Source organism: Sinorhizobium saheli, from assembly GCF_001651875.1.
Classification (GTDB): domain Bacteria; phylum Pseudomonadota; class Alphaproteobacteria; order Rhizobiales; family Rhizobiaceae; genus Sinorhizobium; species Sinorhizobium saheli.
Window position 1 is genome coordinate 1 of the sequence record NZ_LNQB01000029.1, and the last position, 12,813, is coordinate 12,813.

The following is a 12,813-nucleotide window of genomic DNA, read 5'->3' on the forward strand; positions in this document are numbered from 1 at the left end:
CTTTTGTGGCTGCTGCTGGCCTGGCTCAATAGCGGCGCAAAAGCCCGCGCCGTTTAAGTCCGCTTATTGTTCACGGCCGACAGTTTATCCGCGGCGGCTTGGGTTGGGGCGGGCTCCCGGCATCCCTGGTCAAGGATGACATCATCAATGGCCGCCTTGTGCAGCTTGCGTTTCCCGCTTTCGATCAGGGCGAGTATCCGATCTACGCCATTCACAATGTCGCCAACCCGCCGGGGCCTGCCGCGCGGTGGTTTACCGCCGAGGTTCGCGCAAGGCTGTCCAGCGAATTCCACGCCTCAAATGGTGTCGGCGCCGATCCGTGACAACAGGTCCTCAGCGCTCGTGGTTACTCGAGTGCTTGCCTGTTTCCTCGAAGAAAACTCACCAGTCCGGAAATATAGGTTCAAACGGGAATTGGTCCATACGTCTTCACGTTCTCCATCGACACACAGGTGCGGAAACTTCTGACATTCCCACCTTCGAAGAAAAGGGTTCTCGTAAGCTCGTTGTATTCCGCCATGTCGCGGACGTTTAGGATGAGGATGAAGTCCATTTCCCCCGTCACATAATAGCACTGCTGGACCTGCGGGCATTTGCTGAAACGCTCCTTCATCCCGTCGAGAAGGTCCAGCCTTTCGTTTTCGGTGGTGACATGGACAACAATCGTGAGCGGACGACCGATGGCCGTCTCATCTAAGACGGAAATATCGCTTCGTATGTATTTCGCTTCACGCAGATGCTGCAGCCGCCGCGCCACCGCGGGCGGTGAGAGGCCGATCTTATCTGCGATGACCCGCTGAGGTGTCTGGTTGTCCTGCTGAACCAGCCGCAAGATTTTGAGATCGAACTCATCAAGGTCGGATGCGATAGTTCGAGCCACGAAAGCCTCCTTAGATGGAATTTTCGTGCACAGAATATGTCAAATTAGAGCGCAAATAAAGTCTGTATCGCAATATTCTCTCGGTCATCAACTGAACCGAGGCCGACATGATCCAGATTCACTCTCCTAAGTTCGAGCGTCTGCGCACCGACGACAAGGTGCTTCTCGGCACCGACGCTCCCAGTCTTGTGCGCCCCTATCTCAGACTGTGGCGCGACGAGACTGCCACTCCGCTGATATCGCTTAATGAGGTCGCGGCAGAAGCAGGAGTCGGAAGCGTCGTCATCAAGGACGAAGGCCAGCGCCTTGGTCTGGGGAGCTTCAAGGCGCTTGGCGGCGCATACGCCGTCATGACCCTTTTCAAGCGAATGCTGGAGGAACATCTCGACAGCGAGGTCTCCGTGGCCCAGCTCGTTTCGCCGACAGCCCGCGAATACGCGTCAGGCATCACTTTCTGCTGCGCGACTGACGGGAACCACGGCAAATCAGTGGCGGCAGGTGCACGCATCCTCGGATGCAAGTCTGTGATCTTCGTCCATGAAGGCGTGACCACCGCCCGGGCCGACGCCATCGGTGCCGACGAAGTGGTGCGGGTCAAAGGCAACTACGACATGTCCGTCGACGAGGCCGGGCGGGTCGCGGAGGAGCGCGGATGGGTGCTCGTGTCGGACACATCATGGGAAGGATACGAGGAAATTCCGTCGCTCGTGGCGCAGGGATACACCGTGCTTGCGAACGAAGCCCTGTCCCAGATTGCCGACCTCAAGCTCGACCCGCCAACGCACGTATTCCTTCAGGCAGGTGTCGGCGGCTTCGCAAGCAGCATCTCGGTTCATCTCAACGAGGTCCTCGGGCATCATGCCATCAAGACGGTAGTCGTCGAACCCGACCGCGCCGCATGTCTATATGCTTCCGCCGAAGCGGGCCGCCTGACATCCTTCCACCCAACCGAGCCGACCATCATGGCCATGCTCGAGTGCTACACGCCTTCATTGGTTGCGTGGCGCATCTTGGATGCGACCTCCAGCGCGTTCGTTACGGTAACCGAAGACGAGGCCAAGAGGGCGATGCGCAAATTGGCCTTCCGCGAGCAGCGCCCGGTTGTCGCCGGAGAGAGCGGAGCCGCCGGACTGGCGGGGCTCCTCGCTGTCGCCGCCGATCCCCATGCCCGGCAGTCACTCGGTTTGAACAAAGACAGCAGGGTTCTGCTCATCAACACCGAAGGCGCGACCGATCCGGCCTCCTACGAAAACATCGTGGGATCGAAGCCCGCTGACGTGCTGCCCGAAGCAACGAACGTTGAAAACTGAAAAAATCTCCCAGGACAACTGAGACCATAACGAAGGGAACCTCAATGAATGCCATCACAACCCCGCGGCGCGGCTTTTCGCCAACAGAGTTCGAAACCCGTGTCGAGCGCGCACGCCAGATCATGCACAGGCATAAGTTCGACGCGCTGCTAGTCTCATCACCTCCTAACGTCCGTTATTTCACGGGCTTCGACTCCCAGTTCTGGGAAAGCCCGACCCGGCCCTGGTTCGTGGTCGTTCCGCTCGACGGCGATCCGGTCGCCGTCATCCCTGAGATCGGCGCCCCCGAAATGGCGCTGACGTGGATGAAGGACATCCGCACCTGGCAGGCTCCCAATCCGGAAGACGACGGCATTTCGCTCCTCAAGTCGACAATCGAAGGCTTGCCCCGCAAATACGGCAGGGTCGGCACCGAAATGGGCCGCGAGATGGCGCTGCGCATGCCCGTCTCCGACTTCCTCAAGCTGCGTGACACGCTTTCGCTCGAAATCGCTGACGGCTCACCCTGCATTTGGGAGATCCGCATGGTGAAGACACCCGCCGAGATAGAGCACATTCACTATATCTGCCAGATCGCCAGCGACGCCTACGAGGCGCTGCCCGCCAGCATCACCGTCGGTGAGAGCGAGCGCGAGATCGTGAGAAAGCTGAGGATCGACATCGCAAGGCGTGGGGCCGACTCGACGCCGTTCATGCCGGCGATTTCCGGACCCGGCGGCGTCCCGCAGATCGTCTGCGGTCCACATGATCGTTTGGTGCAGGAAGGCGACGTCCTCTTCATTGACACCGGATCGACCTTCGACGGCTACTTCTGCGATTTCGACCGGAACTACGCCATCGGCAACATCTCCGACGATGCCAAGCGGGTCCACGACGCCCTTTGGCTTGCCACCGAAGCGGGGATCAAGGCCGCGGTCCCCGGTGCGAAGACCGATGACGTGTTCCGCGCAATGGCCAAGATCATCGAGGAGGCCGGAGCCATCGGCAACAATGTTGGCCGACTGGGACATGGCCTCGGTATGCAGTTGACAGAACCGCCGTCGCACAGGCTCGGCGATGGGACCGTCATCGTCGAGAACATGGTGCTGACGATCGAGCCGGGGATGGAATACGCCCCCGGCAAGATGATCGTCCACGAAGAAAACATCGCCATCACCAAGGACGGCCCGCGCCTTCTTACAAAGCGCGCGCCCAGGGAAATGCCGATCATCCGCTGATCTCAGGTCGCCGGAGAGTGACAGCTCAACCCGGACGGATGGTCCGTCCGGGCAATTAAAAAGGGGAATGAAAATGAAGAAAATCGCAATGAAGACCGTAATCCTGCTCGCCGCGATGCCGACTCTCGGCACTGCGTCCGCGGCCGTCGCCGAAGACCTCAAGACGATCACGCCAGGCATAATCTCGGTTGGCTCCGACCAAGTCTATCCGCCCTATGATTATCTCGAGGGCGGTGTGACCAAAGGATTTGATGCCGATGTCATGGCCGTGCTCGCTCCCAAGCTCGGCGTCAAAGTGCAATTCATGGACACTCGGTTCGCCAGCCTGATTCCAGGCCTTCAGGCGAACCGCTTCGATATGATCGCCTCCGCGCTCTATGTCACGCCGGCCCGTGCGAAGGTCGTGGACTATATCGCTTACGCGAAAACGGGTGGCTCGCTGATGGTCCGCTCCGATGACACCTTCGACCCCAAGAAGCCCGGAGACCTATGCGGCAAGCGCGTCGCCAATCTCAAGGGCGCGGCCTGGGTACCGGAACTCCAGAAGGTCTCTCAGGCCGAATGCGGCTCCAACCCGATCGATGTCAAGGAATTTGCCACGTCGGCTGAGGCAGCCCAAGCACTCCTATCGCGTGGTGCGGATGTAGTGTTTGATGACGCTGGCGTCTCGAAGGCTGCCGTCGTCGCTTCGGGCGATCGTCTCAAGATCACGTCCACGGAAATCCTATTCCCCGTGGTCATGGGTCTGGCTGTCAAGAAGGGCAACGACGAGCTGCTCGCCCGCTTAAAGGAGGCCTTCGAGCCTCTCAAGAACAGCGATGAATACAAGGCTATTCTCGCCAAATACAACCTCGCTCTGCCGACCGACGCCGAGGTCACCGCGGCTCTCATCGAAAGCAATTGATCCATCCTCCCGGGCCGCTACCGGCGGCCCGGTCGACATCACGGGAAAATGACAATGGCTTTCGACTGGTCTTACACGATCGGGCTCTTCTGGAGCCGCGACTTCTGGAACGCGACCCTGCTGGTGGTCGAACTTAGCGTGGCGACGTGGGTGCTGGCGGTGGTCCTCGGCTTCTTCGTCGCGCTGGCGGACCGCTCCAGCCAGATGGTGGTCCGCCGGGCAGCCGGACTCTACGTCTGGTTCTTCAGAAGCCTTCCGCTCTTGGTCCTGCTCATCTTCGTCTATAATCTCCCGCAGGCTTTCCCGTCGACCTCTGGTGTTCTGTCCATTCCGTTCGTCGCCGGACTACTGGCGATGGTGTTGAGCGAGACGGCCTACATCGCCGAAATCCACCGCGGCGCGCTCGTGGCGGTCGGCAAAGGCCAGTATGAGGCGGGCAAGGTGCTCGGGCTTTCACGCACGGGCGTCCAGCGGCTCATCGTGATCCCGCAGGCGCTACGCATTGCCCTGCCCTCGCTCGGGAACGAATTTGTCTCCATCGTGAAACTGACGTCTCTCGTCTCGGTGATCTCGCTTGCGGAAATCCTGCTTGTCGGGCAGCGCTATTATACCCAGAACTTCAAGGTCATCGAAACCATGGTGGCGGTCGCCTGCTACTACGTCCTGATCGTCACCGTCTTCGACACGGCGCTCAGGGCATTCGAGCGCCGCCTCGACTTCTCGCGCCGTCTTGCCGAGCTGACCACCGAGGGGGCCGAGCCCAGCTGCGCTATCGTCAAGGAGATCGAGGACGACGTCCGCACCTCGGCCGCCGAACCCGCAATCCGCTTGGAAAAAGGCGGGAAGTCCTACGGTATTCACCAGGTGTTCAAGGACCTCGATCTGTCGGTCAAGCCTGGCGAAGTCGTCTCGATCATCGGACCCTCTGGCTCAGGCAAGACAACGCTCATCCGCTCCCTCAACGGTCTTGAGACGCTGGAACACGGAGTCGTCTACCTGGAAGAAAAGCCGTTTCTTGCCGGGACGCGCGAGAAGCTTGCAAAGACCATCCGGCATGACAGCAGCGACGCCTTGCGGATCGGCATGGTGTTCCAGAACTTCAACCTATTCCCCCATAAGACGGCTCTTGAGAACGTCATGATGGGTCCGCTCTACCATAACCGTGGCAGTGTCTCCGACGTCCGGAAGGACGCGCGATCACTTCTCGCCCAGGTCGGCATGCTCGTCCACGAGAACAAATATCCCCACCAGCTGTCCGGCGGACAGCAGCAGCGTGTGGCGATCGCCCGGGCGCTAGCCATGCATCCGTCGATATTGCTCTTTGACGAGCCCACTTCAGCGCTTGACCCGGAGACTGTCGGCGAAGTGCTCCGGATCATGGCCGCCCTCGCCAAGTCCGGGCGCACCATGGTGATCGTCACCCACGAAATGAAGTTCGCGATGGAAGTCTCTGACCGGGTGATCTTCATGGAAAAAGGCAAGATCGTGTTCGACGGCTCCCCAGCACTGCTGGAGGAACGCAGGAAGCAAGATGGCCGTATTTCAGAGTTCGTCCGGATTTGATCCACGGCAACACCTGAGTAGCCACCGCTTAAAAATGACCGACTTGATCGGAAGGAATGAACATGACCGACATTTCGATAGACGGCGCGCGGTTGATCGGCCGGATCCGGGAACTCGGAAATCTTGGACGAGACGGTGACGGCCGCCTGGCGCGCCTCGCCGCCAGCGACGCCGACAAGCTCGGACGAGACCTCTTCGTTTCCTGGCTGCGGCCGGCCGGCCTGGATGTAGCGGTGGACCGCATTGGCAACATCTTCGGCATCTGGGAGCCTCCGGGTTCCGCAGGCAAACTGCCATTGATGATGGGCTCCCATATCGACACCGTCACCAACGCTGGCATCTATGACGGATGCTACGGTGTCATTGCGGCGCTGGAAGTGATCGAAGCCATGCAGGAGCAGGGCTTCGTTCCCTCTCGTCCGGTCGTAGTCGCCGCGTTCACGAACGAGGAAGGCGTTCGCTTCGCACCCGACATGATGGGCTCCCTCGTCTATTCCGGAGGGATGGACACCGACGCAGCGTTGGCTACGGTCGGAACCGACGGAGCCCTTCTCGGCGATGAGCTACGCCGGATCGATTTCGCCGGACCTGAGGAGCCGGGGTTTCTTAAACCCGCTGCTTATGTGGAACTTCACGTCGAACAAGGGCCAGTCCTTGAACGTGAGGGGATCGACATCGGTGCTGTCGAAAACCTGCAAGGCATCTCCTGGCAGAAGATTACAATCGACGGTATCGCCAATCATGCCGGCACCACGCCGATCACCATGCGCAGCGACGCAGGCTATGGCGCCGCGCGCATCGTCACCTATTTGAGGGAGCGGGCTCTGGCCTCCACGTCGCCGATGGTCGCGACTGTGGGATGTATTGAATTCGAGCCCAACGCGATCAACGTGATCCCGTCCCGTGCGACCCTGACAATAGATCTTCGCCACCCCGTCGAAGATTGGCTGCTGGAAGAAGAGCGGGCGCTGTCGGAGTTCCTGAGTCGGCTGGCCGCCGAAGAGGGACTTACGATCAGCACAGAGCGACTGGCGCGCTCGGCTCCCGTTGTGTTCGACCAGGGGATCGTCGCCGTCATAGAGGACGCGGCGAAAAAGCGCGGGCTATCCTATCGGCGGATGACGTCGGGGGCCGGACACGACGCGCAGATGATTGCGACGATTGCCCCAACCGCCATGATCTTCGTACCAAGCGTCGCCGGTATCAGTCACAACCCAGCCGAACTTACTCGTGACATTGATCTGATAGCGGGTGCCAACCTCCTGTTGGATGTCGCATGCGTTCTCGCCAAGTCTTGATGGTGACCTCTATCACGACATCGTAGACGTCTTTTGTATGCTCAGGCTTCTTGCCGCGATCGACGACGGGATCTTTAAGGCAGGTCAGCTCACAATAGCAGCTTTCGACAGGTTGTCGGCGCCAAGAAGTTGCGCCGCAAGAGCATTGTCGGATGTTCGGAAGGCAGACCGGTGATCGCGCAGAATCTGGAATCGGGCCCGGTATTCGTTCGGAGTTACGCCGATAGTCTTGGCAAAGGCCCGCCGCATGGCTGCGACATCTGCGAAACCGCATGCCTTGGCGATCGCCTGAAGCGGGCGCTCGGTATCCTCCAAAAGCCGGCGAGCAGCATCGGTCCGCGCAGCGATGATGAAGTCGAGCGGGGTCATTCCGAGCTCATGTCTGAATACGCGGCCAAAGTTGCGCGTGCTCATTCCGACATTCCTGGCGATTGCATCGACATGCAACTCCCTCTCAAGATTTGCCAGTATGAAGTTTTGCGCCTTCTGAATGAAGCTGGTTTCTGACATCTGACCGACAAGATGCGTGCTAAACTGCGATTGACCGCCCGGCCTCTTCACGAACATAACCATGTATCTGGCCACGGTCAGCGCCACCTCACGCCCAAGATCCTCCTCCACAAGTGCGAGGGCAAGATCGATACCGGCAGTGACGCCTGCGGCCGTGATGAGTTTGCCGTCACGGACATAGATGGCGTCCGGTTCAAGCTCGATGTGGGGGTATTCCTTGCGGAAGCGTGGTGTGCATTCCCAGTGGGTCGTGACCCGCTTTCCTTCCAGCAGTCCTGCCGCAGCAAGTAGGAAGACGCCGGTACAGATTGATCCATATCGCCTCACGGTGGGCACGCGTCGGCGCAGCCACGAAATAACCTTCGGATCGATTGCCTGAAACGACGGGTCGCCTGCGACCAGCAAGGTATGGATTGGTTCATCGCTGTCAAAGATCGTACGGTCTGCAAGGAACCGCAACTGGCCGGTGCCTCCAATCGACGGTTGGCCGGTGGACATGATCTGTATGTCGTATCTGCTCATGTCGCCGCAGCGACGCGCGGCCTCCCAGAAAACCTCTGCAGGACCCACAACATCCAGGGATTGGACGCCCGGTGGCGCGAGAACAACGATCCGCATTGGCGTACCCTCTGAACACGTCTGCCTATCCTGAAGCCCGACGCAAAATTCCTGCCAACTAAAGACCACCGCCCGGGCACGGGCGGTGGTCACCTTTAGAAATCACTTGGCTGATGCTAGTCGGGCCTCGAAAAAGCCGGTGCGCGAAACGTCCCTGGCGGACCTGGCGGCCGCGAGCACCATGACATCGACGAGCGGCTCGATTAGGATCACCGCCATGTAAGCAAGACCGAAACTCCCGATAGACAACAGGTTCTCGATCGTGAAGCCGTGACCGTACAGCGCCCAGAACGCCACCCAGGAAACGATACCGCCCTGATAGGCTGCCGATAGTGTCAGCGCCTGTCGATAGTCCAAGTCGACATAAGGGGTATTCGGCTTGATGACCTTGCTTGCAATGACCTGCAGCGCAAAGAGCGGCACGAGCAGGGTCGTGACGTTCATACCGTATTGGGGCAAGTCGAACGGCGCAAAGAACATTCCCTGGAGCAGCAGTCCGGCAGCAAGGCCTATTGCGGCCGGCGCTGCGCCGAACAGCAGAAAGAGCGTCGAACCGAGGATCAGATGCACCTCGGACACGCCGACCGGATAATGCGGAAGGATTTCGAAGAAGGAAAAGACAAGCGCCGTGGCAATGGTGCTTCGCGCCGTAAGCGAGAACAGCCCCCGACACCCGAGCTCCTCGCGCGCAGACTTCAGAGTGAACAGCGCAGCGCCGGAGGCGGTAGCATAACTCAGGACGATCTTGGCGCCGTCCACGATACCAGGTTCGATATGCATGTTAATGTCTCCGTGAAAGCCGTTATTGGTTGACTTGATCGCCCAGAGTAAAGAACTCACGCAGTTCCGAGGCGGTCAGAAGGTTTGTTTTGACGACGGCGCTCTCGAGCGCCGTCAGAAATTGGTCGTAATAGTTCCACGATGAATAGTCCGCAGGATGTTCATCTTCCCACCTCCTGATCGAGGCAATCAGTTCATCGCGAAAATCGTCCCATTCGAAATAGCCTTCCTTGGCGAGCGCCAGCGCAATCCCGAAGGACGTACGCTCCCATTCGGAGCCGAAGCAAAGGGTACCATTCGCCCGAGGTGGACTGTCAGGCTGGCCCAACATCTCGGTCACGGCAAAGTGTTCGAATTGCGTCAGCATGGGGGACCTCAGGCCGCCTTGGCGACGGCAACGCCCATCATGGCTTCCGGTGTGACGAGAGCCTCTAGTTCTGTCTCCGACAATCCTTCGGTTCCTGATGGCCGCTCAGGCACGACGAACCAACGGATCTGAGCGCTCGAGTCCCACACCTTGACCTCAACATCCTCGGAGATCGGCAAGCCGAATTCGGCAAGGACCGCACGGGGTTCGCGGGCAGCACGGCTACGGAAGGTCGGGTCCTTGTACCAGTAGGGCGGCAGCCCAAGAACCGGCCAAGGATAGCAGGAGCATAGCGTGCAAATGATCAGATTATGGACGCCCGGAGCGTTAGCGACGGCACGCATGTGCTCACCTTCGGCGCCAGCCATGCCGTCCGGTAGGTCGAGTTCAGCGATCGCCTTTGGCGTATCTGCGACAAGCCGTTCCTTGAAGGTCGGATCAACCCAGGCGCGGGCGACGATCTTTGCTCCGTTGAAAGGCCCCATCTTGGTCTCGAAGAACTCGAGCACCGTATTGACGGTCCGGTCGGTGATGATGCCCTTCTTGATGAGCAAGGCTTCGAGAGCCCGCACACGCGCCGCACTGTAAGCTTCGCGGTCATCGCGATACTTAAAACGTTCAGACATTTGTCTCTCCCCGATAGATTGATTAGGCGGCCTTGACCAATAGCGGAACGTCGACCGCGGCGACGTAGCGCGCATAAAGGTCGGCATAGAGGCTGAAGTTCGGTTCAGCATTGCCCGGCCACAGTTCGTTCGGATCGAAGCGAACGCAGTAAACGGTCATCGCTTCACCGATACCGTCGGGGCCAGTGTCGCAGAGATACGTGTAAGCGCCCGGATACACGGTTTCGACGACTCCCGTCCTATTCCGCAGGAAGCCAGGCAGACGGGTATGCTCGACACTCGGGACATTCGCGATCCGGACCACATCGCCGACCGAGAACTCGGCGGCCACCGGCACGTCGCGTGCTGGACTATCGCCTTCGACCAGATACTGGACGACACGGTCATCGATGGCAGCGTCGCCTGCGCTTGGCAGGGGCTTCGAGGGGGCGGCGTAATACTCCTCCGTCAGAGCGTCGAGCTCCTCCTCAGTGATGTAGCCATGCTGAATAAAGTAGCCCGAAATTCCGCCCAGCCACTTCTCGTAATAGCGATACTTGAAATAGTCGAAGGGATTGAGGCTTTCGGCCCCCTTGCGCAAATCGGCCCAAGTCCAGATCGTATGGAAGGCTGATGGCGTTTGGGGAAGCGGCAATTGAGCCGACAGAGCCATCATCGCTGTGTGGATCCCGAAAATTCGTGTCTCCCAGGGTTCAACAAAGACCCTTGTTTCTGTGTTGACCGGACCGAGTCCTTCCAGTCCGCCCAGATAATGTTGGAGTTTCATGATGATCTTATCCTTGTTAGAGAGGACGATGAGTCAGGCCGCTATGGCCTTAGGGCGGGCAAGCAGGCGCGCGCCGAGCTCCGAGACAAACCCGAAGAGCGCTCCAACCAGCAAGGCCGCCACGGTCACCAGAGTTGGATGGGACAGTCCATACGTGACGATCGTGGTGTCGGTTGCCGCGGATGTGCCGACCAGGGAGGCAAAGCCGAACACGACTGCAGGCGTGAAGTTCAGGATAGGCACCGCGGAAGCCAGAACCATGACGGATGTCCCAGCACCGACGAGGATGGCTGCGAACAGAGGATGGGCGGGGCCAAACTCGACGATCAGCAGGGTGATTGAGGCAATCGCGACACCCGCCCAGTTCGAGGTGAGCGATTTGGTAAGCCCTGCCCGGCCGCCTCCGCAAACGAAGAACGATGCCCAGGCAATAAAGGTGACCCAGACCGGAACCGGAAACAGGGTCGCCGTGATGTAGGTGTCGAGTGCACCCAGAACACCGAGACTGATCATTGCAGCGACAAGAGGTGGCATGAGGCTTCTCCTTGTGATGGCGACGGACTTCTTAAGGCGCCACGGCCAGGGCGCAGGGAACACAACTTTCGAGGCCGCGGCGAAGTTCTGCCTCGTCGAGATTGCGGCCGATGAAGACGATCTCGCTCAGGCGGGCATCCCCCATCCATGATTTTCCGGGACGGCCCTCAAGCGTCATATGAACGCCGTGGAAAACATAGCGGCGCGCTTCGCCGGCGAAGTTCACGACCCCCTTCATCCGTAGGATATCTGCACCGCTTGCCTGTACGAAGCGGTTCAGCCAGCTATTGAAAGCGGCCGGGTCCAAAGGTTCTGCAAGCTGCAACGCAACGCAGGAAATGGACTGGTCATGTTCATGCTCATGGTCTTCGAGGATGGCCGGGTCGATCGACAAAATGTTCTTCAGATCGAAGGCACCAAGGTCGAGAACCGAGCTCATCGGAATAGCACAGTCTTTGGTGTGAACAAGCCGAGCCAGCGGATTGAGCTGCCTGACACGTCGCTCCACCACGGCCAACTCATCTAAGGACACCAGATCGGTTTTATTGAGCAGGATAAGATCGGCAAAGCTGATCTGCTCGACGGCTTCATCCTGGCCGAGCTGCCGGTCGACGTGGCAGGCATCGACAACCGTGACGATCGCGTCCAGTTGAACATGGCTCGCTAAGACCTCGTCCAGGACAAAGGATTGGATGACGGGCGCTGGATCGGCGAGCCCCGACGTTTCGATGACGATTCGATCGAAGGCGCGCTCTGATGCAAGAAGATTGCGAAGAGCGCCGATCAGGTCGTCGCGCACCGTGCAGCAAATGCAGCCGTTATTTAGCTCGACGACGTCCTCCGTTGTTTCGATAACGAGCTTACCGTCGATGCCGACTTGACCAAACTCATTGATGACGACCGCGATACGTTCCTCGGGGCGTTCAGTCAGTAGACGGTTGAGCAGCGTTGTTTTGCCCGCGCCCAGAAAGCCGGTCAAAATGGTCGCGTTGATCTTTCTCATGATCGTCTCCAGTTCAAGACAACACTCGACCAGCCCGATCCCGGGGGATCTGGAGAATGGCTTTAGTTGGTGGGGTCGAAAAGCCTGTCGAGATGCAGTATTGGCGATAATTACAATATGAAGGTGGCCGGCTTACAACGGGCCCATGAATGCAGTTTCAGCCAAATCACATGCAGAATGCGCCAATCTGTGCTCAAAAAACATACAAGGCTAACACTTGAGCATATGAGCAAAATGTGAGCGTTGGTTGACTGAGACACTGTTGCCCGATTGCCAATGCTCCGCAGCATGCCGATTGACTCTGGGAGTCCGTGGATTACGAGATCAACCCGCTTGCGCGTCGGTCACCGTTCTGCCCGGTCGTGTCCCTACAGGTGGTGTAGCTCGGCGGTAGCGAAGCCGCTCGCGAGCGCGCCCTCAACAGCGCCGTAGCGAGC

14 protein-coding genes are annotated in these 12,813 nt (G+C 59.1%); 6 read left to right on the plus strand and 8 right to left on the minus strand.

What is annotated here, in order from left to right; genetic code table 11:
* Positions 1-86 precede the first annotated feature (86 nt).
* A complete protein-coding gene (locus ATB98_RS00445) occupies positions 87-323 on the plus strand; it encodes a LysR substrate-binding domain-containing protein (RefSeq protein ID WP_407695272.1) in 237 nt (78 codons plus the stop codon).
* An 80-nt stretch (positions 324-403) separates the two neighbouring features.
* Here ATB98_RS00445 and ATB98_RS00450 read toward each other — a convergent pair whose 3' ends face one another.
* The gene (locus ATB98_RS00450; protein ID WP_084435154.1) at positions 404-880 is read right to left on the minus strand and encodes an Lrp/AsnC family transcriptional regulator; all 477 of its coding nucleotides are present in this window, start codon (positions 878-880) and stop codon (positions 404-406) included.
* Between the two features lie 107 nt (positions 881-987).
* On the opposite strand from ATB98_RS00450, the gene ATB98_RS00455 reads away from it, so the two are divergent.
* The 5 genes from ATB98_RS00455 to ATB98_RS00475 all read left to right on the plus strand — a co-directional run bounded on the left by ATB98_RS00455 (position 988) and on the right by ATB98_RS00475 (position 7,172).
* Positions 988-2,190, plus strand: a complete 1,203-nt coding sequence (locus tag ATB98_RS00455) for a diaminopropionate ammonia-lyase (RefSeq protein ID WP_066867667.1) — start codon at positions 988-990, stop codon at positions 2,188-2,190.
* Positions 2,191-2,234: 44 nt separating this feature from the next.
* Positions 2,235-3,407 (plus strand): M24 family metallopeptidase, encoded by a 1,173-nt coding sequence (locus ATB98_RS00460; protein ID WP_066867670.1) that lies wholly within the window; start codon positions 2,235-2,237, stop codon positions 3,405-3,407.
* A 115-nt stretch (positions 3,408-3,522) separates the two neighbouring features.
* Positions 3,523-4,311 (plus strand): transporter substrate-binding domain-containing protein, encoded by a 789-nt coding sequence (locus ATB98_RS00465; protein WP_153435523.1) that lies wholly within the window; start codon positions 3,523-3,525, stop codon positions 4,309-4,311.
* Positions 4,312-4,365: 54 nt separating this feature from the next.
* On the plus strand, positions 4,366-5,874 hold the full coding sequence (locus ATB98_RS00470; RefSeq protein ID WP_066867673.1) for an amino acid ABC transporter permease/ATP-binding protein: 1,509 nt from the start codon (positions 4,366-4,368) through the stop codon (positions 5,872-5,874).
* A 62-nt stretch (positions 5,875-5,936) separates the two neighbouring features.
* Positions 5,937-7,172 (plus strand): Zn-dependent hydrolase, encoded by a 1,236-nt coding sequence (locus ATB98_RS00475; RefSeq protein ID WP_066867699.1) that lies wholly within the window; start codon positions 5,937-5,939, stop codon positions 7,170-7,172.
* A gap of 84 nt (positions 7,173-7,256) precedes the next feature.
* On the opposite strand, the gene ATB98_RS00480 is transcribed toward ATB98_RS00475, so the two are convergent.
* The 7 genes from ATB98_RS00480 to ATB98_RS00510 all read right to left on the minus strand — a co-directional run bounded on the left by ATB98_RS00480 (position 7,257) and on the right by ATB98_RS00510 (position 12,376).
* Positions 7,257-8,300, minus strand: coding sequence for a GlxA family transcriptional regulator (locus ATB98_RS00480; protein ID WP_066867676.1), 1,044 nt, complete (start codon positions 8,298-8,300; stop codon positions 7,257-7,259).
* Between the two features lie 102 nt (positions 8,301-8,402).
* Positions 8,403-9,080: an energy-coupling factor ABC transporter permease gene (locus tag ATB98_RS00485; protein ID WP_066867679.1), complete on the minus strand. Its 678-nt coding sequence runs from the start codon at positions 9,078-9,080 to the stop codon at positions 8,403-8,405.
* A gap of 22 nt (positions 9,081-9,102) precedes the next feature.
* The gene (locus ATB98_RS00490) at positions 9,103-9,447 is read right to left on the minus strand and encodes a nitrile hydratase accessory protein (RefSeq protein WP_066867682.1); all 345 of its coding nucleotides are present in this window, start codon (positions 9,445-9,447) and stop codon (positions 9,103-9,105) included.
* An 8-nt stretch (positions 9,448-9,455) separates the two neighbouring features.
* Complete coding sequence (gene nthA / locus ATB98_RS00495) at positions 9,456-10,073, minus strand: nitrile hydratase subunit alpha (protein WP_066867685.1); 618 nt, start codon at positions 10,071-10,073, stop codon at positions 9,456-9,458.
* A gap of 22 nt (positions 10,074-10,095) precedes the next feature.
* Positions 10,096-10,839 carry a nitrile hydratase subunit beta gene (gene nthB / locus ATB98_RS00500; RefSeq protein WP_066867688.1) on the minus strand — a complete coding sequence of 248 codons (744 nt, stop codon included), beginning with the start codon at positions 10,837-10,839 and terminating at the stop codon, positions 10,096-10,098.
* A 33-nt stretch (positions 10,840-10,872) separates the two neighbouring features.
* Entirely contained in the window at positions 10,873-11,373 is a 501-nt protein-coding gene (locus tag ATB98_RS00505; protein ID WP_066867690.1) for a DUF1097 domain-containing protein, read from the minus strand.
* A 31-nt stretch (positions 11,374-11,404) separates the two neighbouring features.
* The gene (locus ATB98_RS00510) at positions 11,405-12,376 is read right to left on the minus strand and encodes a CobW family GTP-binding protein (RefSeq protein ID WP_066867692.1); all 972 of its coding nucleotides are present in this window, start codon (positions 12,374-12,376) and stop codon (positions 11,405-11,407) included.
* Between the last annotated feature and the right edge of the window lie 437 nt (positions 12,377-12,813).

Coding starts and splice junctions, on each gene's coding strand:
- ATB98_RS00455 (WP_066867667.1), top strand. CDS start 988: ATGATCCAGATTCACTCTCCTAAGTTCGAGCGTCTGCGCACCGACGAC.
- nthA (WP_066867685.1), bottom strand. CDS start 10,073: ATGTCTGAACGTTTTAAGTATCGCGATGACCGCGAAGCTTACAGTGCG.
- ATB98_RS00470 (WP_066867673.1), top strand. CDS start 4,366: ATGGCTTTCGACTGGTCTTACACGATCGGGCTCTTCTGGAGCCGCGAC.
- ATB98_RS00490 (WP_066867682.1), bottom strand. CDS start 9,447: ATGCTGACGCAATTCGAACACTTTGCCGTGACCGAGATGTTGGGCCAG.
- ATB98_RS00465 (WP_153435523.1), top strand. CDS start 3,523: ATGCCGACTCTCGGCACTGCGTCCGCGGCCGTCGCCGAAGACCTCAAG.
- ATB98_RS00480 (WP_066867676.1), bottom strand. CDS start 8,300: ATGCGGATCGTTGTTCTCGCGCCACCGGGCGTCCAATCCCTGGATGTT.
- ATB98_RS00460 (WP_066867670.1), top strand. CDS start 2,235: ATGAATGCCATCACAACCCCGCGGCGCGGCTTTTCGCCAACAGAGTTC.
- ATB98_RS00475 (WP_066867699.1), top strand. CDS start 5,937: ATGACCGACATTTCGATAGACGGCGCGCGGTTGATCGGCCGGATCCGG.
- ATB98_RS00505 (WP_066867690.1), bottom strand. CDS start 11,373: ATGCCACCTCTTGTCGCTGCAATGATCAGTCTCGGTGTTCTGGGTGCA.
- nthB (WP_066867688.1), bottom strand. CDS start 10,839: ATGAAACTCCAACATTATCTGGGCGGACTGGAAGGACTCGGTCCGGTC.
- ATB98_RS00485 (WP_066867679.1), bottom strand. CDS start 9,080: ATGCATATCGAACCTGGTATCGTGGACGGCGCCAAGATCGTCCTGAGT.
- ATB98_RS00510 (WP_066867692.1), bottom strand. CDS start 12,376: ATGAGAAAGATCAACGCGACCATTTTGACCGGCTTTCTGGGCGCGGGC.